This window comes from Bradyrhizobium erythrophlei (genome assembly GCF_042430365.1).
Classification (GTDB): Bacteria; Pseudomonadota; Alphaproteobacteria; order Rhizobiales; family Xanthobacteraceae; genus Bradyrhizobium; species Bradyrhizobium erythrophlei.
Window position 1 is genome coordinate 40,226 of sequence record NZ_JBHMET010000257.1, and the last position, 24,635, is coordinate 64,860.

The window sequence follows — 24,635 nt, forward strand, 5'->3', positions numbered from 1 at the left end:
ACCCGCGAGTCGTCGGGGGGAAATGGAACCCGGCCTGTTGCTAAAATGCTAACGAGTTCGCGGCAAAGTACTCACAGGGTTGACTAAAACACGCCTTGGGCGGGCCCCCTTTACCTTTTGTTTACCAGGAAGCCCGAAGGTTAACGCTGGCGGCGCATGTAGCGCTTGGCTGCCGGGGCGTGAGCTGTCGCGGATTTCCGCTTCGAGGAACGCAACCAGGGAACAGGGGGCCTCTCTATCCCGACCGGTATCGCCGAGCCGTCACCTGCGCCGGGGACCCGCGAGGTTTGCGGGCACAACATGTGACGAGCTCGTGCAATGGACGGTGCAGGACGCCTCACCCGATCGCCGCGATCGCTGGGGCCTCAAGCTGACCTGAAGGCAGCCGCTATTGGAGCGGTCGTGCTGCTGCGCGAGTATCTCGCCCGCCGCCGAAATCGCCGCCCGGCCAAGCCGCCGGTGATCGACCGCGAGCCGCCCAATCGCTTCATCCTGATGGTCGAGCGCTATCTGCCGCGTCGCGTTGGTCTCGCCGCGACGCTTGCGATCCTGCTCGGCAGCGCCGGCTTCGGCATCGTCAAGGGCGGCCATGTCGACGAGTTCATCACGACGCTGAGCGACACCCGCAATGCGCTCGCCAATGCCGCCGGCTTCCGCATCACCACGGTCGCCATCAACGGCCGCAAGCAGTTGAGCCAGGACGAGGTGCTCGCGGTCGGCGGCGTCAACGGCCGCTCCTCGCTGCTGTTCCTCGATGCCGCAACCGTGCGCGACCGGCTGAAGGCCAACCCGTGGATCGCCGACGCCACGATCCTGAAGCTCTATCCGGGCCGGCTGCAGATCGACATCGTCGAGCGCACCGCGTTCGCGCTGTGGCAGCAGGACGGCCGGCTCTCCGTGATCGCCTCCGATGGCGCGGTGCTCGAGCCTTATGTCTCACGCCGCTTCCTCAATCTGCCGCTGGTGGTGGGCAAGGGCGCCGACACCCGTGCCAGGGATTTCCTGGCGCTGCTCGACCGCTATCCGCAGGTGCGCTCGGTGACCAAGGCCGCGATCTTCGTCGGCGAGCGGCGCTGGAACCTGCGCCTCAAGGACGGCCTCGACATCCGCCTGCCCGAGAACGACGTCGGCAATGCGCTCGCTGCACTCTCCAAGCTCGACAAGGAGGACCACCTGTTCTCGCGCGACATCGTCGCCGTCGACATGCGCCTGCCGGACCGCCTGTCGGTGCAATTGTCGGAGGAGGCCGGCAAGGCCCGCGACGAGCTGTTCAAGGACAAGAAGTCCAAGAAGAAGGCCGGTGACGCATGACCGGCCTCGACCGCAACCTGACCCCGAAGACCCGTCCGATGCAGAAGCGCACCGCGCTCGTCGCTTCGCTCGACGTCGGCTCCAGCAAGATCGCCTGCATGATCGCGCGGCTCAAGCCGTCGCCGCCGAACGAGGCGCTGCGCGGCCGCAGCCACGCGGTCGAGCTGATCGGCTACAGCCAGATCCAGTCGCGCGGCGTCAAGGCCGGCGCGGTGGTCGACCTTGCCGAATGCGAGAAGGCGGTGCGCCATGCCGTGGCGCTGGCCGAGCGCATGGCCAAGGTCCGCGTCGAATCCGTGCTGCTGTCGGTGTCCGGCGGCCGGCTGCATGGCCAACTCGTCGAGGCGGCCGCCGATATCCGCGGCGGCTCGGTGACCTCTGACGATATCAGCCGCGTGACCTCGGCCGGCATGCGCCACGCCACCGGCGAGGGCCGCACCGTGCTGCATGCGTTGCCGGTCGGCTACGCGCTCGACGGCGTCAAGGGCATCCGCGATCCCCGCGGGATGGTGGCGCGCCAGTTCGGCGTCGACATGAACGTGGTGACCGCGGACGCGACGGTCGCCAAGAACCTGATGCTGGTGGTCGAGCGCTGCCATCTCAACGTCGAGGCCATGGCGGCGAGTCCTTATGTCGCAGGCCTGTCGGTCCTGACCGACGACGAGGCCGATCTCGGCGCCGCCGTCGTCGAAATGGGCGCCGGATCGACCACGATCGCCACCTATTCCGGCGGACGCTTCGTGCACGCGTCGGGATTTGCGCTCGGCGGGCAACACATCACGATGGATCTTGCGCGCGGCATCGGCGCATGCATTGCGGATGCCGAGCGAATCAAGACTTTATACGGCACTGTGCTGACCGGCGGCTCGGATGCGCGCGAGCTGATGTCTGTTCCGACTGCAGGCGATGATCGGGAGTCTCCGCAGATCGTTTCCCGCGCCACGATCGCGAACATCGTCCGGCATCGCGCCGAGGAGATTTTTGAAATGGTCCGGGACCGCCTTGCGGATTCCCCCTTCGCGGCCGAGCCGAGGGCGCGCGTTGTGTTGAGCGGCGGCGCATCCCAGCTCACCGGCACCGTCGAACTCGCCACCCGCATTCTCAACCGGCAGGTCCGTATCGGCCGCCCGCTCGGCTTCGGCCGGCTGCCCAACGAGGCCAAGGGCGCCTCGTTCTCGGTGCCGGCGGGCCTCCTGGTCTATCCGCAATACGCTCATCTTGAACATGTCGAACCGCGGCGCACGCGGCAGCTCAGGACAGGGACTGACGGTTATCTGGGAAAGGTCGGACGATGGCTTCGCGAGGGCTTCTGATGACCGCAACCCGGCTCACACGATTTTCACCAACTCCCGCGGCCGCCGGCCGGGGCGAACCCACGCGCGCGTAATCGAGAGGCAACCATGGCACTCAATCTGACCCCCCCTGACATCAGCGAGCTGAAACCGCGGATCACTGTCTTCGGCGTCGGTGGCGCGGGTGGCAATGCCGTCAACAACATGATCACCGCCGGGTTGCAGGGCGTCGACTTCGTCGTCGCCAACACCGATGCGCAGGCGCTGACCATGTCGAAGGCGCAGCGCATCATCCAGATGGGCACCCAGGTCACCCAGGGTCTCGGCGCCGGTTCGCAGCCCGATGTCGGCGCCGCCGCCGCGCAGGAGGTCATCGACGAGCTCCGCGATCACCTGACTGGCGCTAACATGGTGTTCGTCACCGCCGGCATGGGCGGCGGTACCGGCACCGGCGCTGCACCCGTGATCGCCAAGGCCGCGCGTGACATGGGTATCCTCACGGTCGGCGTGGTGACCAAGCCGTTCCACTTCGAAGGCCAGCGCCGCATGCGCACCGCCGAGTCCGGCATCGCCGAACTGCACAAGGTGGTCGACACGCTCCTGATCATCCCGAACCAGAACCTGTTCCGGGTCGCCAACGAGAAGACCACCTTCGCCGACGCCTTCGCGATGGCCGACCAGGTGCTCTATTCCGGCGTCGCCTGCATCACCGACCTGATGGTCAAGGAAGGTTTAATCAACCTCGACTTCGCCGACGTCCGCGCCGTCATGCGCGAGATGGGCAAGGCGATGATGGGCACCGGCGAGGCCACCGGCGAGAAGCGGGCGCTGACCGCGGCCGAAGCCGCGATCGCCAACCCGCTGATCGACGATAGCTCGATGAAGGGCGCCCGCGGCCTCCTGATCTCGATCACCGGCGGCAAGGATCTCACGCTGTTCGAGGTCGACGAAGCCGCGACCCGCATCCGCGAGGAGGTCGATCCCGACGCCAACATCATCGTCGGCGCTACCTTCGACGAGTCGCTTGACGGCATCATCCGCGTCTCGGTGGTCGCAACCGGCATCGAGCAGGCCGCGATCGCCCGTAATGTCGCAGGTGCTGCCGCCGCCGCCGCGCCGTCCAACGGCTCGCCGGAAAGCCGGCTTGCCGATCTCACCGCGCGCCTGCGTGCCGACAATCAGCGTCTTGCCGAACGCGCCCAGAAGCTCGAGGCGCCGACCGGCGTGACCGTCACCCCGATTGCCGCACCGGCTCCCGCCGCCCCGGCGCCGCAGCAGCGTCCGGCCGCCAACAATGTCGAGCGCGCCGCGCTCGCCGCGATCGCCGCCGCGGTGGCTCCGGATACAGTTCCGGCTCCGATGCAGCCGGCGGCCTATGGTGACGTCACCGTGCGTCCGATCGCCCAGAAGCCGACGCTGTTCCCGGATCACGACGTCGCCAAGGTCGAGCAGCACGAGCCGGCGCCGCCAGAGACCTTCATTCCGCATGCGGCCGAGCGTTCGCCGGTCCGCGCCCCGCGGATGCCGAAGTTCGAGGACCTGCCGATGCCGGCCCAGGCCGAGATCCGCCAGGCCCGCGGCGACGGCGAGGAGGAACATCCGCAGAAGACCCGCCTCTCGCTCTTGCAGCGGCTGGCCAATGTCGGCCTCGGCCGCCGCGACGAAGAGACCGAGCCGCCGATCGCGGCCCGCGCCTCGAATCCGGCCATGCCCGCGATGCCGCCGCTGCCCGATCGCAAGCCCGCCCGCAGCGTGGCGCAGCAGATCGCGGCCAACGAAGCGCCGGTATCGGAATATGCGAAGCGCCCCGCGCCGCAAGGATTGGACGCTCATGGGCGCCCGGCACCTGTTGCGCCGGCGCCACAGGGCGACGACCATCTTGATATCCCGGCCTTCCTGCGCCGGCAGGCAAACTGAAGTTTGTTACAATTCTGGTGGCCAAAAAGGCCCCGGCGGGAACCGCCGGGGCCTTCGTCTTTTGGTCGCGCCCCGATCTCGGGCTGATGATCAAGCAACTGATATTAAATGATTAATTATCCTTTGCGTGGTCAGATGGCGACGCCAAACCTGCCCCTCTCGCTGCCGCAATTTGGTTAACCTTGGGCGCCAATGCGGCAGAGATGGGGTAACAATCGGTAAAGAAGCGTGAGTTGGCGCGCTTTGGGGCAGTGACTATGGTCCTGCCCGTGACTTGGGGAGCTCAAGCGAGTCGGCCTTGGGGAAAATAGGCCACTTGAATTGAGTGAAGTCGGGTAGTGGGCATTTATCGGATGAAGTTCAGCCGTCAAACAACGCTTCGGTCGCAAGCCACCGTGACGGGCGTCGGTGTTCACTCTGGTCTTCCTGTCAGCCTCACGCTGGGACCTGCACCTGTTGATGCAGGTTTTATTTTTGTCCGCACCGGTCTCGACGGTGCCGACCGCGAAATTCAAGCGACCGCCGACGCCGTGATCGCAACCGACTTTGCGACGGTGCTGGGTGACCGCGAAGGGCCGCTGGTCTCCACCGCCGAGCATGTGCTCGCCGCACTGCGCGGCATGGGCGTCGACAATGCGACCATCGAGATCGATGGGCCCGAAGTTCCGATCATGGACGGCAGTGCCGCGGCCTTCGTCGCCGCGATCGACCAGGCCGGCATCGTCACCCAGCCCGCCGTCCGCCGCTTCATCCAGGTGCTGAGGCCGGTGCAGGTCAAGATCGGCGAATCCCTCGGTGAACTCTGTCCGTTCGCCAACGGGTTCCGCGCCGAGATCGAGATCGACTTTGTCAACCCGGTAATCGGCCGCCAGAGCTACACGTTCGACCTGTCCCCAGAAGGCTTCCGCCGTGACGTCGCCCGTGCCCGCACCTTCGGCTGCATGAACGACGTGGCGCGGCTCTGGAGCGCCGGTTTCGCGCTCGGCGCCAACTTCGACAATACCGTCGTGTTCGACGACACCCGCCTGCTCAACACCGAAGGCCTGCGCTACGCCGACGAATGCGTCCGCCACAAGGTCTTGGACGTTGTTGGCGATCTCGCGCTGGCCGGCCTGCCGCTGCTTGCCGCATATCGCTCGGTGCGCGGCGGTCACAAGCTCAACAATGCGGTGCTGAAGGCGCTTCTCGCCGATCGCAGCGCTTGGCGGGTGGTCGAATCGGAGACCGCGCGTCGGCCGTCCCGTGGCCATGTGGAAGCCGGCGCCGGCACGGTGGGCGGCATGATTGCCCCGGCCTACGGCCCGGACGTGTCCTGACCGCGGCCGGCGACCGCCGTTCGCGCCGATTTTCGTAGTCAACACAGTCGTTAACGGGCGTGCCCGGTCGCCTTAATCCGGGCGAAATGGCTGCGTATTCGATTGGTGAAGGGCCATTTTTCGGCTAAGCAGGCCAGCGGTTGCACGGTACGGCGCCAACGGCACTGGAAGTATGCGTCCATGAACGCGGTCCATGGATGGAGTGGGGGTCGCCGTTAACCGCATCACAGGCGTCAGGTTTTATATTTCATGTCGGCACGTATGGCGCTCGAACCACGCAATTCTTCAGACGTCTCCGGCCTGAAACAGGCCGCCCGCTCGCTGCGCCTTGCGGCGGGCCTGATTGTGCTGGCACTGCCGCTGAGCGGCTGCGGCACAGGCTCGCTGTGGGACAAGTTTCTGGCCAAGGACGACACGTTCGTCGAGGAGCCCGCGGACAAGCTCTACAATGAGGGCTTGTACATGATGAACCAGAAGAAGGATCCGAAGGCCGCCTCGAAGAAGTTCGAGGAAGTCGACCGCCAGCATCCCTATTCGGACTGGGCGCGCAAGTCGCTGCTAATGTCGGCCTATTCGTTCTACCAGGCGGGCGATTATGACAGCTGCATTGGCGCTGCGACCCGCTACGTCACGCTGCATCCCGGCAGCCCGGACGCGGCCTACGCGCAGTACCTGATCGCAGCGTCGCACTACGACCAGATCCCGGACATCTCCCGCGACCAGGGCCGCACCGAAAAGGCGATCGCCGCGCTGGAAGAGGTGGCGCGCAAATATCCGACCTCGGAATACGCCACGTCCGCCAAGTCCAAGCTCGAGGGCGCGCGCGACCAGCTCGCCGGCAAGGAAATGGCGGTCGGCCGCTACTACATGGAGAAGCGCGACTTCACCGCCGCGATCAACCGCTACAAGACCGTGGTCACGCAATACCAGACCACGCGCCACGTCGAAGAGGCGCTGTACCGGCTCACCGAGGCCTATCTGGCGATCGGCATCAACGGCGAGGCGCAGACCGCCGCGGCCGTGCTTGGCCACAATTTTCCTGACAGCCGCTGGTACAAGGACGCGTATAATCTAGTAAAGTCCGGCGGTCTCGAGCCGAGCGAGAATCAGGGTTCCTGGATCAGCAGGACCTTCAAGAAGATGGGCCTCGGCTAGGAATTTACGTCGAATGCTGGCGCGTCTGTCGATCCGTGACATCGTCCTGATCGAACGGCTCGATATCGAATTTTCCCGTGGCCTCGCGGTGCTGACCGGCGAAACCGGCGCGGGCAAATCCATCCTGCTCGATGCGTTTGCGCTGGCGCTTGGCGGCCGCGGCGACGCCGGCCTCGTGCGTCATGGCGCGGAGCAGGGGCAGGTCACCGCCATGTTCGATGTGCCGAAGGGCCATCCGGCGGCTCGGATCCTCGCCGAGAACGGCCTCGACGATACCGGGGAGATGATCCTGCGCCGCGTGCAGCTCGCCGACGGCCGCACCCGCGCCTTCATCAATGACCAGGCGATCAGCGTGCAGACCCTGAAGGCGGTCGGTGCTGTCCTGGTCGAGATCCACGGCCAGCACGACGAACGCGCGCTGATCGACGCCTCCACCCATCGCCAGTTGCTCGACGCCTTCGCAGGCCTCGAGATGGACGTCGCGGCGCTGGAAGCGCTGTGGGACGCCCGCCGCACCGCCAACGCCGCGCTCGACGAGCATCGCGCCGGCATGGAGCGCGCCGCGCGCGAGGCCGATTACCTGCGCCACGCCTCACAGGAGCTGAAGACACTGGCGCCGAAGGAAGGCGAGGAGACCGAACTCGCCAACCGTCGCACCACGATGATGCAGGGCGAGAAGATCGCGACCGACCTGCGCGAGGCCCAGGAGGCGATCGGCGGCTCGCATTCGCCGGTGCCGGCGCTGTCGGCGGCCGTGCGGCGGCTGGAGCGCCGCGCCGCCAATGCTCCCGACCTGATCGAGCCCGCGGTGAAGGCGATCGACATCGCGATCAACGCGCTGGAAGAGGCCGACCAGCATCTCAATGCCGCGCTCGCCGCGACCGATTTCGATCCGGCCGAGCTCGAGCGCATCGAGGAGCGGCTGTTTGCGCTGCGCGCCGCCTCGCGCAAATATTCGACGCCGGTCGACCTGCTCGCGGCGCTGGCCATGCAATACGCCAACGACGTCGCGCTGATCGACGCCGGCGCGGACCGGCTGAAGAAGCTGGAGGCGGCTGCGCGCGAGGCTGACACGCGCTATGGCGCCGCTGCGGCGAAACTGTCGGCCGCGCGGGTCAAGTCGGCCGAGAAGCTCAACAAGGCTGTCAATGCCGAGCTCGCGCCGCTCAAGCTCGAGCGCGCCAAGTTCATGACCCAGGTCGAGACCGACGCGGCTTCGCCGGGCCCACAGGGCATCGATCGCGTCGAGTTCTGGGTCCAGACCAATCCCGGGACCAAACCCGGGCCGATGATGAAGGTCGCATCCGGCGGCGAGCTGTCGCGCTTCCTGCTGGCGCTGAAGGTGGTGCTGGCCGATCGCGGCTCGGCACCGACGCTGGTCTTTGACGAAATCGACACCGGCGTCGGCGGCGCGGTGGCGGATGCGATCGGCTCGCGGTTGTCCCGCCTCGCCGGCAGGGTGCAGGTGATGGCGGTGACCCACGCGCCGCAGGTCGCCGCCCGCGCCAGCCAGCACCTCTTGATCTCCAAGGACGCGCTCGACAAGGGCAAGCGCGTCGCCACCCGCGTCAACGCGCTCGCCGCCGACCATCGCCGCGAGGAGATCGCCCGGATGCTCGCCGGCGCCGAGATCACCGCGGAAGCGCGGGCCGCCGCGGAACGGCTGCTCCGCGCGGCGACGGCTTGAAGAACGGCGTCGTCCATGTCCACCAAGGCGAAGAAACCGCTGGTCGACGTCGCGAAGCTCACCAAGCCTCAGGCCAGGGTCGAGCTGACCCGGCTGGCGCTTGAGCTCGAGGGGCACGACAAGCGCTACTACCAGGACGATGCACCCAGCATCACCGATGCCGAATATGACGTGCTGCGCCAGCGCTACAATGCGATCGAAAAGCGCTTTCCCGAATTCGTCACCTCGGAGTCGCCGTCGCAGAAAGTTGGCGCGGCGCCGTCGGGACGCTTCAGGAAGGTCCGCCATGCGGTGCCGATGCTGTCGCTCGACAACGCGTTCTCCGAAGCGGACGTGGTCGATTTCGTCGGCCGCATCACGCGCTTCCTGAAGCTGCCGGACGACAAGATCGATTTCTCCGCCGAGCCGAAGATCGACGGGCTCTCGATGTCCTTGCGCTACGAGGGCGGCGAGCTCGTCACTGCCGCAACTCGCGGCGACGGCGCCGAGGGTGAGGACGTCACCGCCAACATCCGCACGCTCGAGGACGTGCCGCAAAAATTGAAGGGCCGCAACGTGCCCGACATCTGCGAGGTTCGCGGCGAGGTCTACATGACCAAGAAGGCATTCCTCGCGCTGAACGAGCGGCAGCGCGCCGCCGGCGACACCATCTTCGCCAATCCGCGCAACTCGGCGGCAGGCTCGCTGCGGCAGAAGGATCCGACCATCACCGCCTCGCGGCCGCTCGGCTTCTTTGCCTACGCCTGGGGCGAAATGAGCGCGATGCCGGAGGACACCCAGACCGGCATGATCCACTGGTTCGAGCGCTGCGGCTTCAAGACCAATCCGCTGACCAAACTGTGCCATTCGGTCGACGAGCTCGTCGCCTTGCATCGCAAGATCGAGGAGCAGCGCGCCGAGCTCGACTACGACATCGACGGCGTCGTCTACAAGGTCGATCGCATCGACTGGCAGGAGCGGCTCGGCTTCGTGTCGCGCACGCCGCGCTGGGCGATCGCGCACAAATTCCCGGCCGAACGCGCCATGACCGTGCTGCGCGACATCGAGATCCAGGTCGGCCGCACCGGCTCGTTCACGCCGGTCGGCAAGCTGGAACCGGTCGGCGTCGGCGGCGTGATCGTGCAGAATGTCACGCTGCATAATGAGGATTACATCAAGGGCATCGGCAACAAGGGCGAGGTGCTGCGCGAGGGCCGCGACATCAGGATCGGCGACACCGTCGTGATCCAGCGCGCCGGCGACGTGATCCCTCAGGTCGTCGACGTCGTGATCGACAAGCGGCCGAAGGGCGCGAAGGAATTCCACTTCCCGAAGAAATGCCCATGCCCGCTGCACACCGACGTGGTGCGCGAGGAGACCGCGACAGGCGAGGAGGGTTCGCGCCTCCGCTGCAGCGGCGAGTTCGCCTGTCCGTTCCAGAAGATCGAGCACCTGAAGCTGTTCGTGTCCCGCCGCGCCTTCGACATTGACGGCCTCGGCGAGAAGCAGCTGCAGTATTTCTTCGACGCGGGATGGGTCAAGGAGCCGGCCGACATCTTCACCCTGCCCAAGCGCAACGCGAAGCTGAAGCTCGAGGACATCGAAGGCTACGGCGAGACTTCGGTGCGCAACCTGTTCGCCGCGATCGAGCAGCGCCGCAGGATCTCGCTGGAGCGCTTCATCTATGCGCTCGGCATGCGCCATGTCGGCGAGACCACGGCGCTCGCGCTGGCCCGCGGCTATGGCTCCTGGGACGCCTTCCACGATGCCTGTCTCAAGGTCGCCAACGGCGACGAGGAGGCGATGGCCGAGATGGATGCGCTCGACCAGATCGGCGACACCGTGATCAAGAGCATCGCCGACTATTTCGGCGAGAAGCACAACCGCAGCATCGTCGAGCGGCTGACCGGGGAGCTGGAAAAGATCATCGATGCCGAGAAGCCGAAGAGCAATTCGGCGGTCGCCGGCAAGACCGTGGTGTTCACCGGCTCGCTCGAGAAGATGACCCGCGACGAGGCCAAGGCCACCGCCGAGCGGTTAGGGGCCAAGGCCGCAGGCTCGGTGTCGAAGAAGACCGACTATGTGGTCGCGGGCCCCGGCGCCGGCTCGAAGCTTGCGGAAGCCCAGAAGCACGGCGTCACCGTGCTGACCGAGGACGAGTGGCTGAAGCTGATCGGGGAGTAGCAGAAGCTCGCTCTTCCCCCGTCATGGCCGGGCTCGTCCCGGCCATCTACGTCTCTTCGTGCCGCGAGACCGTTAAGACGTGGATGCCCGGGACAAGCCCGGGCATGACAAGCTTTGATCACATCATCCCCTGTTCTTCCTCCTCCGCCTGCTCGATCAGTTCCTCGCTCACCACCACAGTCCGCCGCGGCACGATGAAGATCATCGCCGCGGCGCAGGCGATCGAGATCGCGAAGATCGCTGACGTCAGCGGCAGCGTCGTGGTTGAGTGGCCGCCGAGATAGGCGCCGAATTGCGAGATCAGCGCGCCGATGCCCTGCTGCAGGAAGCCCATCGCGCCTGACGCGGTGCCGGCGGCCTCGGGGCGGACGCTGATGGCGCCGGCGGCGGAATTGGCCATCACGAAGGCGTTGGCGATCATCACGATCATCTGGGTGCCGAACAGCCAGAGCGGCGCCTGGTTCAGCCCGGCAAGGCTCCAGATCAGGTTGAGCAGGCTGCCACCGAGCTGCAAGCTGAGCCCGAACCAGATCAGCTTCTCCAGCGAATGCCGCGGCGCGAAGCGCACGCACAGGAGATTGCCGACAAAGTAGCCAAAGCCCGTCATCGCGAACCACGCGCCATATTCGGCGCTGCTGCGGCCCATCTGGGTCACCACGATATAGGGACCGCCGCCGGCGAAGGCGAAGATGATCTGTGACGCGAGCACCTGGCACAGCAGATAGCCGACGAAGGCGCGGCTCCTCATCAGCTTGCTGAGATCGCCGCGAAAGCTTGAGCTGTCGGCACGGTCGCGACGGGTCTCGGGCAGCGCCAGCGCAATGAAGATCGTGATGGTCAGCGATGCCGCGGTGATCAGGTACAGGATCGCGCGCCAGCCGAAGGCGGTCTCGAGCAGACCGCCTGTCAGCGGGCTCACCATCTGTGCGATCATCAGCGCGGCGACGACCAGGCTGATCATGGCGCCGACACGCTCGCGCGGATAGAGATCGCGAATGATCGCGCGGCTGATCACCATGCCGCTGGCGCCGCCCAGCGCCTGGAAGAATCGCGCGCCGATCAGCTGCGGCAGGGTCTCGGCGAAGACCGAGCCGACGCCCGCGATCACCATCAGCGCGAGGCCGGCGAGCAGCACCGGGCGGCGGCCGAACTTATCCGACAGCGGCCCCATGATGAGCTGCGAGCAGGCGATGCCGACCATGTAGAGCGACACGGTCATCTGCGCGACGGAGATGTCGCGGTCGAACGTGGTCGCGAGCACCGGCAGCGCCGGCACCAGCATGTAGAGCGAGATCGGCGCCACGCCCGTCATGACGACGAGCATCAGCAGCATGACCTTCGATGTCGCGATGCCGTCCGTAACCGCGCCGGGCGGCTTGCCCATCACGCCGTGCATTCAGGTCCGTTTCCGTGTTGTGACATCGGACTGTAGCGATCCCGTCCGCGCCGAATACGCGCGTTTCGGCATGCGGCCATGCGATTTCGGGAGGCGCGCCGATGGAGTTTCGCCTCGCGCAACAAACACAATTGTCGTCCTCCGCGAAAGCGGGGGACCCAGTATTCCAAAGGCAGCGGTCATTGAACGGATCGGCCGCGGCGTACTGGATCCCCCGCATGCGCGGGGGATGACAGTTGTGCGCGTGTTGCGGATTGCGGCCCGAAAAGGCCGCTATTTCAGCACCGCCGTCGCTTCATCCAGCCACAGCCTGGTCGCGTTGTCGTCGAGATGCGGGCGCACCGCGCGGTTGACGCGGGCGTGGTAGTCGTTGAGCCATTTCAGCTCATCCTCGCGCAGCATGCTCACCTCGATCAGGCGGCGATCGATCGGCGCCAGTGTCAACGTCTCGAAGGCGTTCACCGGCTTCTCGGCGCCGGCGATGTCGATGCCGACCACGAGCTCGAGGTTCTCGATCCGGATGCCGTAGGCGTCGGTCTTGTAGTAGCCGGGCTCGTTGGACAGGATCATGCCGCGCTTCAGCGGCGCGGTGCCGAGCTTCGAGATGCGGGCCGGGCCCTCATGCACCGAGAGGTAGCTGCCGACGCCGTGACCGGTGCCGTGATCGAAGTCGAGGCCGGACTGCCACAGATATTGCCGTGCCAGCGTGTCGAGCTGCGCGCCGGTGGTGCCGTCGGGGAAGATCGCACGCGCGATCGCGATGTGGCCGCGTAGCACGCGGGTGAAGCGGTCGCGCATCTCGTCGGTCGGCTGGCCGATCGCGATGGTGCGGGTGACGTCGGTGGTGCCGTCTTCATATTGCGCGCCGGAATCGATCAAGAGGAGATCGCCGGGCTCGATCCGGCGGTTGCTCTTGCGGGTGACGCGGTAATGCACGATGGCCCCGTTCGGCCCGGTGCCGGCGATGGTCGGGAACGAAACGTCCTTCAGCGCGCAGGTCTGGCGGCGGAACGTCTCCAGCGCCTCGACGGTGTCGATTTCGGTGAGCCCGCCCGACGGCGCCTCGCGATCGATCCAGGCAAGGAAGCGGGTCAGCGCCACGGCGTCGCGCTGGTGCGCGGTGCGCGTGCCCTCGATCTCGGTGATGTTCTTCACCGCCTTCAAAAGGCTGACCGGATCGCTGCCGCGCACCGGCTTGCCGCCGGCGCGGGTGATCAGGCGGCTCAGCGCATCGGCCGCGGTCGCGGCGTCGAGCGCGATCGACGCGCCGCGCTTGACAAGCTCGGTGAGCTTTGGCGTCAGGGCCGCCGGCTCCTCGACATCGGCGGACTGCTCGAGATGGTCCCGCGTCGCGTTGGACAGCTTGCGGTGGTCGATGAACACCAGCGGTCGGCCTTCCTTCGGCACCAGCGCGTAGGACAGCGGTAGCGGCGTATGCGAGACATCGGCGCCGCGGATGTTGAAGGTCCAGGCCACGGCGTGGCTGTCCGACAGAACCAGCGCATCGACGCCGAGCTTGTTGATCTCGAGCCGGATGCGCTTGAGCTTTTCGGCCTCGATCTCGCCGGCGAATTGCGCGCCGTGGATCGAGACCGGGCCGAGCGGCGCTGCCGGCCGCTCGGTCCAGACCGAATCGACCGGGTTGCTGTCGACCGCGATCAGCTCCGCCCCGGCCTTGCTGCACGCCGCCGCCAGCCGCTCCGCTGCCGCAGAAGTGTGCAGCCACGGGTCAAATCCGAGGCGGTCGCCGGCCGAAAGGTGCCGCGTCAGCCAATGCTCCGGCGGCGGATCGGCCAGCGGCTCGACCTCCCAGGCCTTGCGGTCGACCTGCTTGCCGGCCTGCAGGGTGTAACGGCCGTCGACGAAGATCGCGGCCTGCTTCGGCAACACGATCGCCAGTCCGGCCGATCCGGTGAAGCCGGCCAGCCAGGCCAGCCGCTCTTCCGACGGGGCGACATACTCGTTCTGCTGCTGATCGGCGCGCGGAATCACGAATCCGGTGAGCTTGCGCCGTACGAGCTCCTCGCGGAAGGCGCTCAGCCGGGCGGCCAGCGCCACGCCGCTTTCGGGCTCCTCGAATGTCTGGAAGTGGGCTTCGAACATCGCCTTCGCACTCTCTCTTGATTGAGCATAGCCTTTTCGGAAAACCGGTTCCCATTTTTCCGGATTATGCCCCTGTCGGGTGAACACGTCCGCAATGCGGCCGGCACCGGCATGGTTTGGCATAGCTTATGCTTGAATCTTGGCGTCAACAAAAGACGGAACGGATTTCACGGCAAGCCGTTCGTCAGAGGCGTATGGGGAGTGTCCAGGAGTGGCTCAACTCAACGGCGAGGAGATGCACCATGCCTGCTGTCAGTTTTGAGAAGATTTCACCGCCGGTCCGCCGCGGTCCGATCGCCCCCATCGAACAGAAGCAGCGTGGTGTCATCGTCCAGATCCTGGACCGCTTCGTCGAAGCGCGCGTCAAGCGCGCGCAGAAGGACGACAAGGGCGTGATCGTTCATCGGGATCCCGCACCCAAATAGGCCGAGAGCATTTTCGGTTCTGATTGAATCAGAACCGAAGCTCTGGATTCTTGTTTTGACGCGTTTTCTTCACGCGAACCGGTACCCACTTCGCTCGAAAACGCTCCAGGGGATCGCGGTCACTGCCCGAGGTCGGGCGCCTTCGCAACCGTGGCATTGACGACCTTGGTGCCTTCGAGCTCCCGCACGATCCGTTCGTCGGGGCCAACGACGCCGAGGTCGAATTCGCGATCCGGCGTCACCAGCGTCATGCGCTGACCGACGATGATGACGACGGTCATGTCGAGCGGCTCGCCGGACACGGCCCATTCCCGTATTTCGCTGCGGAAGGGGGCCTTGCGCCAGGCGTCGGGGAAGCCGGGGTCGCATCTGACCTCGAGGCCGTCGTCCGACGTCGTCAGGACCAGCTTGGACCTGCTCGGCTTCCACTGCTCGTCCAGCAGCTCATTGACGAGCCAGCCGCAGGCGAAGGACCGGCATTCCGCCGGCCGGTTCGTGTAAATCTGGCATCCGCGCCCGGGCTTGCAGTGCGGGCACCACGCGTTGGCGGACTTGGCCAATTCCTCGATCGCCATGACCTTGCAGCACAGCGTGCAGTCGCCGCACTGTCTGCCGGCGGTGGTCATTTCACCGCGCGCAGCAGGAGGCTGCTCCAGCCGTCGATGCGCAGGTGGCGCAGCGGCACCAGCCCGCGGGCACGATAGGCGGCGATGACTGATGGCGCCTGGTGGGTCAACAGGCCGGAGAGGATCACGCGGCCAGCGGGGGCGAGGTGCAGCGCCATCGGCCCGGCGAGCTGCCGCAGCGGATTGGCGAGGATATTGGCGAGCACGAGGTCGAACGGCCCTTGCGTGGCAAACTGCGGTGCCGCGAAGCCGGTGGCGCGGATCACGTCCACCAGATGCCCTGATACGTTCAGTTGCGCATTCTCCTCGGCGACGCGCACCGAGGGCGCGTCGATGTCGCTCGCCAGCACCCTGCCGTGCCGCGCCTTGGCGGCGGCGATCGCCAGCACGCCGGTCCCGGTGCCGAGGTCAAGCACGCGGCGCGGCTGGCGTGACTTCAGCACATGGTCGAGCAGCAGCAGGCAGCCGCGCGTGGTGCCGTGATGGCCGGTGCCGAAGGCGAGCGCCGCCTCGATCTCGATGCCGAGCTTGTTCGGCGGTATCCGTTGCCGGTCGTGCTGGCCGTGGACGACAAAACGGCCGGCGGGGACGGGGATCAGGTCCTCCAGGCTGGCCTTGACCCAATCCTTGGCCTCGATCGTGTCGAAAGCCATCGCGGCTGCGGCATCTGGTCCCACAGCCTGGCCGACGAGCTCGCGCAGCAGGGCCTGGTCGGGCGCGGCGGCGAAATGGACGGTGACATCCCAGCGGCCGTCCGGCCGCTCGAATGCCGCAAAGGCCGCTTCATCCTCGAAAAACGCCTCGGAAAGCGCGTCGACGGCACGTTTTGCGGTTGTTTCGTCTGGCAGCGTGACGCTGGCGCGATGCGTGGATGGGGTCATCGGATGGCGGTAGCGCAGTTTTTGCTAAAACTTCAACTTTGATTTCATTCGATTTTCGCGAGAATTGAGGCGTCGCCTGCAAAAACAACCTTAGATGTTGCCGTACTATTACGTAACCGGAACTGGAAGAGAGGATGTCCACAGGGTGCCCTGGGGGCCATCAACAGGGCAGCAGCGGCTTGGTCCCCGAATATGAGGTGGCCCTTCCACAGGCTTTCCACCGCCTCTCAACCGGCTGTTCCGGCGTGCGGCGGGATGATTGTGCAGGCGCTATCCACCGGTTGTTCACAAGGCTGTCCACCGGCGAGGGCGCGGGCGGCCGTCGTTCTCAGGAAAACAGCGCGCGGTGGTCGGCCAGAATGGCCCGCGCGGCATTGTGGCCGGGCGCGCCGGTGACGCCGCCGCCGGGATGGGCGCCGGAGCCGCAATGGTAGAGCCCCTTCAGCGGGCCGCGGTAATCGGCATGGCCGAGCATCGGGCGCGCCGAGAACAACTGGTTCAGCGTCAGCGCGCCGTGGAAAATATCGCCGCCGAGCAGGCCGAACTGCCGCTCGAGGTCGAGCGGCGACAGGACCTGGCGGCCGATCACGCTTGACGCGAAGCCGGGCGCGTAGCGGTCGACGGTCGCGATCATGAGGTCGGCGACCTCCTCGCGGTGATCGTCCCAGGATTTGCCGTCGGGCAATTGCGGCGCGACGTGCTGGCAGAACAGGCTGGCGACGTGCTGGCCGGGCGGGCTTAAGGAATCGTCGAGCGTCGAGGGGATCAGGACCTCGACCACGGGGTCGCGGCTCCAGCCGAAATCCTGCGCGTCGCGGAAGGCGCGATCCATGTAGCCGAGGCTCGGCGCAATGATGATGCCCGCGGTCAAGTGATCGCCGCTCCCGGGCAGTGCCGTGAACGAGGGCAGGGCAGAGAGCGCGACGTTCATCCGGAACGTGCCCGAGCCATTGCGCCAGCGCGAGATGCGGGCGAGGAACTCCGGCGCCAGCGCACCCTGCGGCACCAGGTGCGTGTAGAGCAGTTTTGGATTGACGTTCGAGGCGACATATTTGGCGCGGATCGTCTCGCCATTGTCGAGGACGACACCAGTAGCGCGACCGTTCTCGACGATCACCTCGCGCACGCCGGCGTCGATCTCGATCTCGGCGCCGTGACCGCGCGCGGCCTTTGCCATCGCCTGCGTGATCGCGCCCATGCCGCCGATCGCATGGCCCCAGACGCCCTTCTTGCCGTTCACCTCGCCGAAGGCGTGATGCAGCATCACATAGGCCGAGCCCGCGGCGTAGGGGCTCGCGTAGTTGCCGACGATGGCATCGAAGCCGAACAGCGCCTTGACGAGGTCGCTCTCGAAGCGCTCGTCGAGCATCTCGCCGGCCGAGCGCGTGAACAGATCGAGCAGGTTGCGCTGCTGCTCGAGCGACAGCCGCCGCAGGATGTTGGCGGTACCGAGCGCGTTGAAGGCCTCGCTCACGGCGCCGACGCCAAATCCTTCGACGACATTTGGCGGCGAGCGGAGCACAAGCTGGCGCAGGACATCGGCAATGGCTTCGAGCTCCTGCGAGAAGGCGTCGATTTCGACGGCATCGCGCTGGCTGAGTTTGGCGACGGACGCTCTGGTGCGGCCCTCGCCGGTGAGGAGATAGCTGCCGTCGGGCGCGGGAAGGAAGTTCTGGGCGCGGCGCTCGACGATTCTGAGGCCGTGATCGGCGAGCTTCAGGTCCGCGACGACCTGCGGGTTGAGCAGGCTCACCGTGTAGGAGGCAACCGAATTGCGGAAGCCCGGGCAGAACTCCTCGGTGACCGCGGCGCCGCCGACCACCTTGCGGCGCTCCACGACGCGGACCCGCAGCCCCGCCATCGCGAGATAGGCTGCGCAGGTGAGGCCATTGTGCCCCGCACCGATGATGACGACGTCCGTTTCGTTCATGTCCGCTTCAAGAAGGAGTGATTAGAGCATGACCCGGACCCGGAGGGCCGCGTTAGCGCAAAGTGGAATCCGGTTTTCCGATGGGATCATGCTCGAGACAATAGATCTGGCGTGCTGTCGCGCCGTATCGGCGCGACGTCAAGTCTGTGTGAGGGCGGTTTCTTGCCCGTGATGTTGCCATATGCTCAACTCAAACCCTCCGGTGCGGTGCCGCCGGACCAGCCGCCTCCGGCGCCCGCCGGGTCCATGCCGGAGCCTTCATGAATTCTGAGCCGTCCGCCTCGCGAAACCGGCTGGTGCTGGTTGTCTACACCGCTGCGATCTTCGTCAGCGCGCTGCTCCTGTTCTCGGTGCAGCCGCTGTTCACCAAGATGGTGCTGCCGCGGCTCGGCGGCTCGCCGGCGGTGTGGTCGGTGGCGATGGTGTTCTTCCAGTCGCTCCTGCTCGCGGGCTACGCCTACGCGCATGTGCTGATGAAATCGAAGAGCCGCCTGGTTCCGGTGGCGGTGCATCTCGTGCTGCTCGTCGTGGCGTTCCTGACGCTGCCGTTGTCGATCCGCGACGGCTGGGGCGAGCCGCCGACCTCGGGCTATGCGTTCTGGCTGCTCGGTCTGTTCGCGGTGTCGATCGGGCTGCCGTTCTTCGCGCTCGCGGCCAACAACCCGCTGCTGCAGGCCTGGTTCGTGCGCACTGGCCATCCCAACGGCCCCGATCCGTATTTCCTGTACGCGTCCTCGAATATCGGCAGCTTCCTTGCGCTGTTGTCCTATCCGGTGCTGCTCGAGCCGATGTTCACGCTGCGCACCCAGAACCTGATCTGGACCGGCCTCTATGGCCTCCTGATCGTCTTGATCGCGGGCTGCGGCGCGCTGCTGCTGCGCGCCCCGGCGAAGGTGGCCGCGCTCGACCTGCCGGCCGACGATGCCAATGTGCCGGCACCGTCTTGGCTCACGCGCGCCCGCTGGATCTTCCTCGCCGCGGTGCCGTCGGGGCTCCTGATCGCAGTGACCGCGCATATCTCGACCGACGTCGCCGCCGCACCCTTGCTCTGGGTGCTGCCGCTCTCGCTGTATCTGTTGACCTGGGTGCTGGTGTTCCAGTCGCGGCCGCTATTGCCGCACAAATGGATGCTGCTGGCGCAGCCGCTCGCCATCGCCGGCGTCGTCATCCTGCTTGCGGTCGGCGGCGAGCAGAACCTGCTGCTGACGCTCGGCGGCCATCAGCTCTGCTTCTTCATCATCGCGATGGCCTGCCACGGCGAATTGGCACGGACGCGCCCGGCGGCGAAATATCTCACCGGCTTCTATGTCGCGCTGTCGTTCGGCGGCATGGTCGGCGGTCTGTTCGCCGGCCTGATCGCGCCGTTCACCTTCTCCTGGGTCGCCGAATATCCGATCCTGCTGGCATTGGCGGCGCTGTGCCGCCCGCCCGGCGGCGCCGAACGGCTGCCGCGCTGGAGCGGCTGGTACTGGCCGTTCCTCGCCGCGCTCGCGGTCGCGCTGATCGCGCCGTCCTATTCGGCCGGCGACACCTTCAACTGGCTCGACGACCACCGGGTCTGGGTGATCGGCGCGGTCGGCGTGCTCTCGGCGCTCCTCGCGCTCGCGCTGAATGCCAACCGCTGGAAGATCTTCGCCACCGTCGTCGTCGCGCTGGTGCTCTTGCGCGCCTATCCCTCGGACGACGGCCGCGTTGAAACTGTGCGCAGCTTCTTCGGCGTGCACAAGATCGTGGTGACGGCGAACGGGCAGTATCATGTGCTGATGCACGGCACCACGATCCACGGCGCCGAGAAGTTCAAGAACGACGACGGCACGCCGGCCGCCGGCCGGCCCGAGCCGATCACCTACTATCACAAGGACGGCGGCATCGGGCGAGCGATCACGGCGATGCGCGAACGGAAAGCGGCGCCGCTGAAGGTGGCCGTGATCGGCCTTGGCTCGGGCACGTTGACCTGCGCGTCGGCGCCGGGCGAGGACTGGAAGTTCTTCGAGATCGACCAGACCATGATCGATACCGCGCGCGACCCCAAATATTTCACCTACATCCAGAGTTGCGAGCCAGACCTCAAGCCGGTCATCGGCGACGCGCGGCTGACCTTCGCCAAGGAGGCGGACGGCATCTACGATCTCATCATCGTCGACGCCTATTCGTCGGACGCGATCCCGATCCACCTCGCGACCGAGGAGGCGATGGCGATCTACAAGCAGAAGCTGGCGCCGCAGGGCGCGGTGGTGATGCACGTCTCCAACCGGCATCTCGAGCTCGCCAGCGTCGTGGTCGGCATTGCGGACGCCAACGACATGAAGAGCTGGGTCTACAGCGAGGATTCCGGACGCGACAACGAATACATCTTCTCGACCTCGGTGGTGGTCTCGGCGCGCGAGGAGGCCGACGTCGGCAAGCTCGCTTCGTCCGAGGTGTGGACCGAGACCGAGGCCGACGAGAAGCAGCGGGTGTGGACCGACGATTATTCCAACGTGCTGGGCGCGGTCTTCCGACGCTTACTTGACGGCGAGCAATAGGGCAGAGCGCTTTCGAGCGAAACGCTATTTCTTGTCGTCCGCCGCTGCATTGGCCCGGTTCGGCGCCGCCGCTGCGAGCAGCGGAATTGTCGGCGGATCGTCCTCGTCGAGGAATTGCTGCACCGTCGCCTGAATCGACGACTTGACCTGATCCGGGCCGCGGTCGCTGAGGTCGTTGTGCTGAAACTCGGTCCTGACCACCTTGATGCCGGCCTTGTTCAGGGTCGCGTCATCAGGGACGACGCCGGGATCCGCCTTGAAATGGGGGTCCTTCGAGCGGATCGACAGGATCTTGATCTTGCCGTCGGTGATGAAGGGAACGCGCAGATTGTCGAGCGTCACGACCTTCTTGACCAGGTCGGGATGCTGCCTGGCAAAGAACATCGAGATGTCGCCACCGTTGGAATGGCCGATCAGGGTCAGGTGACGATAATCTGCGTTCGGGTAGGTCTTCTTGATCTCGTCGAGCGCGAACATGATGTTGAACGCGCCGCGATTGTATTGCATGCGGCGGCCGACATATTCCTCGCCGACCTTGGTCACCATCGGAGCATCGGTTTCGAGGTCATGCTGGATGCTGATGACGAGGTAGCCGCGGGCCGCGAAAATGTTCGAGAGGAAGGAGTATTCGGTGTGTTTGACCGTGTTGCCATGGCTCAGCACCGCGACCGGCAGCTCGATCATCTCGGCCATCGCCTGCATCTCCCGATCGCGGCGGACGGCGATTTCGATGGTGACGTCGCGATCTTCGCGCAGGATGTCATGGAAGGCCAGCGTCGCGTGACGGATCGCCCATTTGTCCGTCGTGACATAGGCGGCGATCGCCACGGCGCACAGGCAAAGCACAACGATGCCGCGTTTCATGTGAACTCCGATATTTGCGAAGCGTGACGAGCTCTGGCTCGGATATGGTCCGGTGCTCCGCGAAAATGCCTCCGAAAGGCCGAGCGGGCGCGGTCGGGGGGAATATCGAGGGCGATTTTTACAATCGGATGACAGGTCGCGGCGCCCGAACGCGGCAACGGCGCGAAGCGGTCACAAGCAGGTGAACGGGTTGCAAAATCGGTGATAATGGAGGTGTCTGAGACGTGACAAGACGATCACCGCCGGGAGGATATCGGATGCCGGGATGGCGTGTGTTCATGGCAATGGTGGCGATCCTGATGCTCGATCATTCTGCTGCTGCCGAAGACTTCCTTTCAGGTCCCAACCTCTACGCGGACGTGGCGCGATACGCCTCCTTCGGCCTGCACCGGTTTGGCTCGCCCGGCGATCGTGCGACCACCGACTGGATCGCGGACGAATTGCAGGCCGCGGGCCTTCGTGTCGAGTTTCAGCGCGTCCTGCTTGGCCGGCAATATGTCGTCGAGCGTGCAAGCGCGGAGGCCGGCGGCAGCTCGGTCGAGGCCACGCCGTTCTGGTGGCCTCCGGAGGACAAGGCTTCGTTTCGTCTGACTGCGCCGCTGGTTCGCGACGGCGACGTTGCCGGCAAGATCCTCTGGATCGAACTTCCGTTTGACCGCGGCGCATACCTCGGCGCCGTCCACCGCGCAGCGATCGCGCAGGCCGCGGCACGAGGCCCGGCGGCGATCCTGCTCGTGATCGGCAATCCTGCCGACGACCGCTTCGCCTACAACGTGACCCAGGAGGACAAGCCCTGGCCGGTGCCGGTGATGGTCGCAGCCGGCAAGGACAGGGGCGTGTTCGAGCCCGCGGCTGCATCCGGCGCGCCTGTCACGTTCGATGTCAGCGGGCATTACGACACCAATGTTGCCGGCCGTAACGTTGTCGCCCGTCTGGGTGATGGCGCCGGGCCGTCGATCGTGGTCTCGACGCCGCTGACGGGCTGGTACGGCTGCGCCTGCGAGCGCGGGCCGGGAATTGCCAACTTCCTGGCGCTGGCCCGCACCGCCGCAGCCGAGAAATGGCGCGGCAATTTCACCTTCGTTGCGACCGTCGGCCACGAGATCGGGCACGGCGGCATGGAATTGTTCCTGAAGCACGGCGCGCCGTCACCACAGGACACCCTGGCCTGGGTGCATTTCGGCTCGTCGAACGCCTGCTACGCGGTTTCGGCAGGCGCGCAGGGGCCGGTGCGCGCCGACCGCGCCGACGGCGAGCGCGTGCTCGTCGTCTCTGCTTCGGCTGTGTCGCTCGCCGGCGAGGCATTGGCGGGGATCGAGGCCAGGCGGATGGTCGCGGAGAAGCAGGCGGTTGGGGAATTACGCGACGTGCACACGGCCGGCTACCCGAACTTCCTCGGGCTCGCGGGCCGCCATCGCACCTTTCATACGCCGGCCGACGATCCCGGCGCGACCGGTCCCGATATCCTCGAGCCGGTGGCGCGCGCCTTCGTCGATGCCGTCCGCAAGATCTCCGAGCGCGGCGAGGGCGCGTTCAGATAGGCGCGCGCCCCGCGATTCAGCTAGTTCTGGTAATAGCCGGGCTGCTGCCCGTAATACTGGCGCGGCTGATAGTAGTAGCCCTGTGGCGCCGGGTAGTACCCCTGATTGCCGTATTGCTGCTGACCATAGCTCTGCGCACCGTAAACGCGACGGCTGGTGCGCGGCGCCGGATAGCGCTGGTCGGTCGCGCTGCCGTCGGCCGGATAGATGTAGCCGTCGTCGGCGCGCGCCTGAGCGGGGTATTCACGCGGCTGCGGCGTCAACACGACAGGATCGCCGGCGACATCATTCTGCTGGTCATACTGCTGCGGCGCGCGGCGGGCCATCGCCGTGCCGTTGCGCGAACGCGGATTGCGGGCCAGCGCGACCTGCGACGAACCGGTCAGCGTCACCGTGGTGTTGAGCACGCCCTGCTCCTGCACCAGCGCGTACAGCGTCGATGCATTGGCGCGCGACAGCCGCACGCAACCATGCGAGGCCGGACTGCCGAGCCTGTTCACGGAATCGGTGCCGTGGATCGCATGGCCGATCTTGGTGAAGAAGATCGAGTGCGGCATCGGCGCGTCGTCGAATTCCTTGGAGTAATGGTCCTCTTCCATCCGGAACGTGCGGAATGAGCCGTTCGGCGTCTCGTAAGAGGGAATGCCTGTCGAGACCGGCCAGTGGTAACGCTCGACGCCGTCGACTGCGACGGTCATCTCCTGGTTGTCCTTGTCGACGGTGATGGCAATCTTGGCCTGCGCGGCACTTGCAGTGGCCAGTGTCAGGGCGGTGAACGCAATGAGGAACGTACGCATTTAACTTTGGCCCTCCAGGCCCGATTGCAGCGCCGTGGTTCTCCGTCCCCGGCACTCACTATGCCCGGAATTGGGCTCGAGTTCCAGTGGCGCGCATCTCCAACGTCAATGTGAGGCGCGGCACAAACAAGGCGTCGGTGTGCGCAATCGCGGCGTGCGCTGACATTTTCGCGAGCGGCCCGCGACAGTGCGACTCGAATTGGTCACGGTCACGCAACGATTTGGCCGCAGCGGCGTTTCAGAGTCCCGCCCGGCGATGCCGATGCGTCGTGTTTTAAGGAATCAAGATGAACAAAACCAAGGTTAAGACTGCGACCGTCGCGGCCGGCCTGCCGGTGCGGCTGCTGCTTGCCGCCGCAGCGCTCATCCTCGCGCTGCTTGCGATCCCGCATGCCGGCCATGCCCAGGGCATCGTCCGCGGGGCGCAAGAGGGGGCCCACGAAGGTAACCGGATCGCAGGCCCCGTCGGCGGCGTGGTCGGAGGCGCCGTGGGCGCCGGCGTCGGCGGCGCGATGGGGGCCGTCAAGGGCGTGTTCGGCATTCCGGATCGCGGCTGGCATCGCGGCCACCGCTGCCGCGGTTATTACAACCGGCACGGCCACTTCCGCTGCTATTGAGGTAGAAATAATTTGTAGCCCGGATGGAGCGCAGCGAAATCCGGGGGCCATATGCTGGGCGACAGCGGTCCCGGATTTCGCTGCGCTGC

At 66.1% G+C, this 24,635-nt stretch carries 18 protein-coding genes and 1 pseudogene; 12 read left to right on the forward strand and 7 right to left on the reverse strand.

The annotated features are described in order from the left end of the window. Positions 1-53 precede the first annotated feature (53 nt). The 8 genes and pseudogenes from ACFFWD_RS39315 to ligA all read left to right on the forward strand — a co-directional run. Positions 54-379: pseudogene (locus tag ACFFWD_RS39315) on the forward strand (D-alanine--D-alanine ligase); the annotation flags it as partial. Then, positions 319-1,311 carry a cell division protein FtsQ/DivIB gene (locus ACFFWD_RS39320; RefSeq protein WP_376974766.1) on the forward strand — a complete coding sequence of 331 codons (993 nt, stop codon included), beginning with the start codon at positions 319-321 and terminating at the stop codon, positions 1,309-1,311. The pseudogene ACFFWD_RS39315 and the gene ACFFWD_RS39320, both read left to right, overlap by 61 nt. Next, positions 1,308-2,624 carry a cell division protein FtsA gene (gene ftsA / locus ACFFWD_RS39325; protein ID WP_376974767.1) on the forward strand — a complete coding sequence of 439 codons (1,317 nt, stop codon included), beginning with the start codon at positions 1,308-1,310 and terminating at the stop codon, positions 2,622-2,624. The genes ACFFWD_RS39320 and ftsA overlap by 4 nt, the downstream gene beginning before the upstream one ends. A gap of 87 nt (positions 2,625-2,711) precedes the next feature. Beyond that, positions 2,712-4,520 (forward strand): cell division protein FtsZ, encoded by a 1,809-nt coding sequence (gene ftsZ, locus ACFFWD_RS39330; RefSeq protein ID WP_376974768.1) that lies wholly within the window; start codon positions 2,712-2,714, stop codon positions 4,518-4,520. A gap of 353 nt (positions 4,521-4,873) precedes the next feature. Further along, complete coding sequence (gene lpxC / locus ACFFWD_RS39335; protein WP_376974769.1) at positions 4,874-5,836, forward strand: UDP-3-O-acyl-N-acetylglucosamine deacetylase; 963 nt, start codon at positions 4,874-4,876, stop codon at positions 5,834-5,836. A 261-nt stretch (positions 5,837-6,097) separates the two neighbouring features. Then, positions 6,098-6,991, forward strand: coding sequence for an outer membrane protein assembly factor BamD (locus tag ACFFWD_RS39340; protein WP_376974801.1), 894 nt, complete (start codon positions 6,098-6,100; stop codon positions 6,989-6,991). Between the two features lie 13 nt (positions 6,992-7,004). Next, a complete protein-coding gene (recN, locus tag ACFFWD_RS39345) occupies positions 7,005-8,678 on the forward strand; it encodes a DNA repair protein RecN (protein WP_376974770.1) in 1,674 nt (557 codons plus the stop codon). A 15-nt stretch (positions 8,679-8,693) separates the two neighbouring features. Continuing rightward, a complete protein-coding gene (gene ligA, locus ACFFWD_RS39350; RefSeq protein WP_376974771.1) occupies positions 8,694-10,841 on the forward strand; it encodes an NAD-dependent DNA ligase LigA in 2,148 nt (715 codons plus the stop codon). 118 nt (positions 10,842-10,959) lie between these two features. Here the strand turns inward: ligA and ACFFWD_RS39355 are convergent, their stop codons facing one another. Further along, a complete protein-coding gene (locus ACFFWD_RS39355) occupies positions 10,960-12,237 on the reverse strand; it encodes a multidrug effflux MFS transporter (RefSeq protein ID WP_376974772.1) in 1,278 nt (425 codons plus the stop codon). 273 nt (positions 12,238-12,510) lie between these two features. Then, positions 12,511-14,340, reverse strand: coding sequence for an aminopeptidase P family protein (locus ACFFWD_RS39360; RefSeq protein ID WP_376974773.1), 1,830 nt, complete (start codon positions 14,338-14,340; stop codon positions 12,511-12,513). Between the two features lie 242 nt (positions 14,341-14,582). Between ACFFWD_RS39360 and ACFFWD_RS39365 the strand changes: the two genes are divergently transcribed. Further along, complete coding sequence (locus ACFFWD_RS39365; protein ID WP_376974774.1) at positions 14,583-14,765, forward strand: hypothetical protein; 183 nt, start codon at positions 14,583-14,585, stop codon at positions 14,763-14,765. Positions 14,766-14,884: 119 nt separating this feature from the next. Here the strand turns inward: ACFFWD_RS39365 and ACFFWD_RS39370 are convergent, their stop codons facing one another. The 3 genes from ACFFWD_RS39370 to ACFFWD_RS39380 form a co-directional block, all read right to left on the reverse strand. After that, on the reverse strand, positions 14,885-15,391 hold the full coding sequence (locus tag ACFFWD_RS39370; RefSeq protein WP_376974775.1) for a hypothetical protein: 507 nt from the start codon (positions 15,389-15,391) through the stop codon (positions 14,885-14,887). After that, entirely contained in the window at positions 15,388-16,272 is an 885-nt protein-coding gene (locus ACFFWD_RS39375; RefSeq protein ID WP_376974776.1) for a 50S ribosomal protein L11 methyltransferase, read from the reverse strand. The genes ACFFWD_RS39370 and ACFFWD_RS39375 overlap by 4 nt, the downstream gene beginning before the upstream one ends. Before the next feature lie 328 nt (positions 16,273-16,600). Next, positions 16,601-18,202: a phytoene desaturase family protein gene (locus tag ACFFWD_RS39380; protein WP_376974777.1), complete on the reverse strand. Its 1,602-nt coding sequence runs from the start codon at positions 18,200-18,202 to the stop codon at positions 16,601-16,603. A gap of 260 nt (positions 18,203-18,462) precedes the next feature. Between ACFFWD_RS39380 and ACFFWD_RS39385 the strand changes: the two genes are divergently transcribed. Beyond that, positions 18,463-20,727 carry a fused MFS/spermidine synthase gene (locus ACFFWD_RS39385; protein ID WP_376974778.1) on the forward strand — a complete coding sequence of 755 codons (2,265 nt, stop codon included), beginning with the start codon at positions 18,463-18,465 and terminating at the stop codon, positions 20,725-20,727. Positions 20,728-20,751: 24 nt separating this feature from the next. Here ACFFWD_RS39385 and ACFFWD_RS39390 read toward each other — a convergent pair whose 3' ends face one another. Next, a complete protein-coding gene (locus tag ACFFWD_RS39390; RefSeq protein WP_376974779.1) occupies positions 20,752-21,591 on the reverse strand; it encodes an alpha/beta fold hydrolase in 840 nt (279 codons plus the stop codon). A gap of 257 nt (positions 21,592-21,848) precedes the next feature. Here ACFFWD_RS39390 and ACFFWD_RS39395 point away from each other — a divergent pair, with 257 nt between their 5' ends. Then, entirely contained in the window at positions 21,849-23,132 is a 1,284-nt protein-coding gene (locus ACFFWD_RS39395; protein ID WP_376974780.1) for a hypothetical protein, read from the forward strand. A gap of 20 nt (positions 23,133-23,152) precedes the next feature. Here the strand turns inward: ACFFWD_RS39395 and ACFFWD_RS39400 are convergent, their stop codons facing one another. After that, positions 23,153-23,929, reverse strand: coding sequence for a L,D-transpeptidase (locus ACFFWD_RS39400; protein ID WP_376974781.1), 777 nt, complete (start codon positions 23,927-23,929; stop codon positions 23,153-23,155). A 287-nt stretch (positions 23,930-24,216) separates the two neighbouring features. Between ACFFWD_RS39400 and ACFFWD_RS39405 the strand changes: the two genes are divergently transcribed. After that, on the forward strand, positions 24,217-24,546 hold the full coding sequence (locus tag ACFFWD_RS39405) for a hypothetical protein (RefSeq protein WP_376974782.1): 330 nt from the start codon (positions 24,217-24,219) through the stop codon (positions 24,544-24,546). The last annotated feature ends 89 nt before the right edge of the window (positions 24,547-24,635 follow it).

Bases quoted from the DNA above. Each gene is read 5' to 3' on its own strand.
- ACFFWD_RS39320 (WP_376974766.1), top strand. From the start codon at position 319: ATGGACGGTGCAGGACGCCTCACCCGATCGCCGCGATCGCTGGGGCCT.
- ftsA (WP_376974767.1), top strand. From the start codon at position 1,308: ATGACCGGCCTCGACCGCAACCTGACCCCGAAGACCCGTCCGATGCAG.
- ftsZ (WP_376974768.1), top strand. From the start codon at position 2,712: ATGGCACTCAATCTGACCCCCCCTGACATCAGCGAGCTGAAACCGCGG.
- lpxC (WP_376974769.1), top strand. From the start codon at position 4,874: ATGAAGTTCAGCCGTCAAACAACGCTTCGGTCGCAAGCCACCGTGACG.
- ACFFWD_RS39340 (WP_376974801.1), top strand. From the start codon at position 6,098: ATGGCGCTCGAACCACGCAATTCTTCAGACGTCTCCGGCCTGAAACAG.
- recN (WP_376974770.1), top strand. From the start codon at position 7,005: ATGCTGGCGCGTCTGTCGATCCGTGACATCGTCCTGATCGAACGGCTC.
- ligA (WP_376974771.1), top strand. From the start codon at position 8,694: ATGTCCACCAAGGCGAAGAAACCGCTGGTCGACGTCGCGAAGCTCACC.
- ACFFWD_RS39355 (WP_376974772.1), bottom strand. From the start codon at position 12,237: ATGCACGGCGTGATGGGCAAGCCGCCCGGCGCGGTTACGGACGGCATC.
- ACFFWD_RS39360 (WP_376974773.1), bottom strand. From the start codon at position 14,340: ATGTTCGAAGCCCACTTCCAGACATTCGAGGAGCCCGAAAGCGGCGTG.
- ACFFWD_RS39365 (WP_376974774.1), top strand. From the start codon at position 14,583: ATGCCTGCTGTCAGTTTTGAGAAGATTTCACCGCCGGTCCGCCGCGGT.
- ACFFWD_RS39370 (WP_376974775.1), bottom strand. From the start codon at position 15,391: ATGACCACCGCCGGCAGACAGTGCGGCGACTGCACGCTGTGCTGCAAG.
- ACFFWD_RS39375 (WP_376974776.1), bottom strand. From the start codon at position 16,272: ATGACCCCATCCACGCATCGCGCCAGCGTCACGCTGCCAGACGAAACA.
- ACFFWD_RS39380 (WP_376974777.1), bottom strand. From the start codon at position 18,202: ATGAACGAAACGGACGTCGTCATCATCGGTGCGGGGCACAATGGCCTC.
- ACFFWD_RS39385 (WP_376974778.1), top strand. From the start codon at position 18,463: ATGAATTCTGAGCCGTCCGCCTCGCGAAACCGGCTGGTGCTGGTTGTC.
- ACFFWD_RS39390 (WP_376974779.1), bottom strand. From the start codon at position 21,591: ATGAAACGCGGCATCGTTGTGCTTTGCCTGTGCGCCGTGGCGATCGCC.
- ACFFWD_RS39395 (WP_376974780.1), top strand. From the start codon at position 21,849: ATGCCGGGATGGCGTGTGTTCATGGCAATGGTGGCGATCCTGATGCTC.
- ACFFWD_RS39400 (WP_376974781.1), bottom strand. From the start codon at position 23,929: ATGCGTACGTTCCTCATTGCGTTCACCGCCCTGACACTGGCCACTGCA.
- ACFFWD_RS39405 (WP_376974782.1), top strand. From the start codon at position 24,217: ATGAACAAAACCAAGGTTAAGACTGCGACCGTCGCGGCCGGCCTGCCG.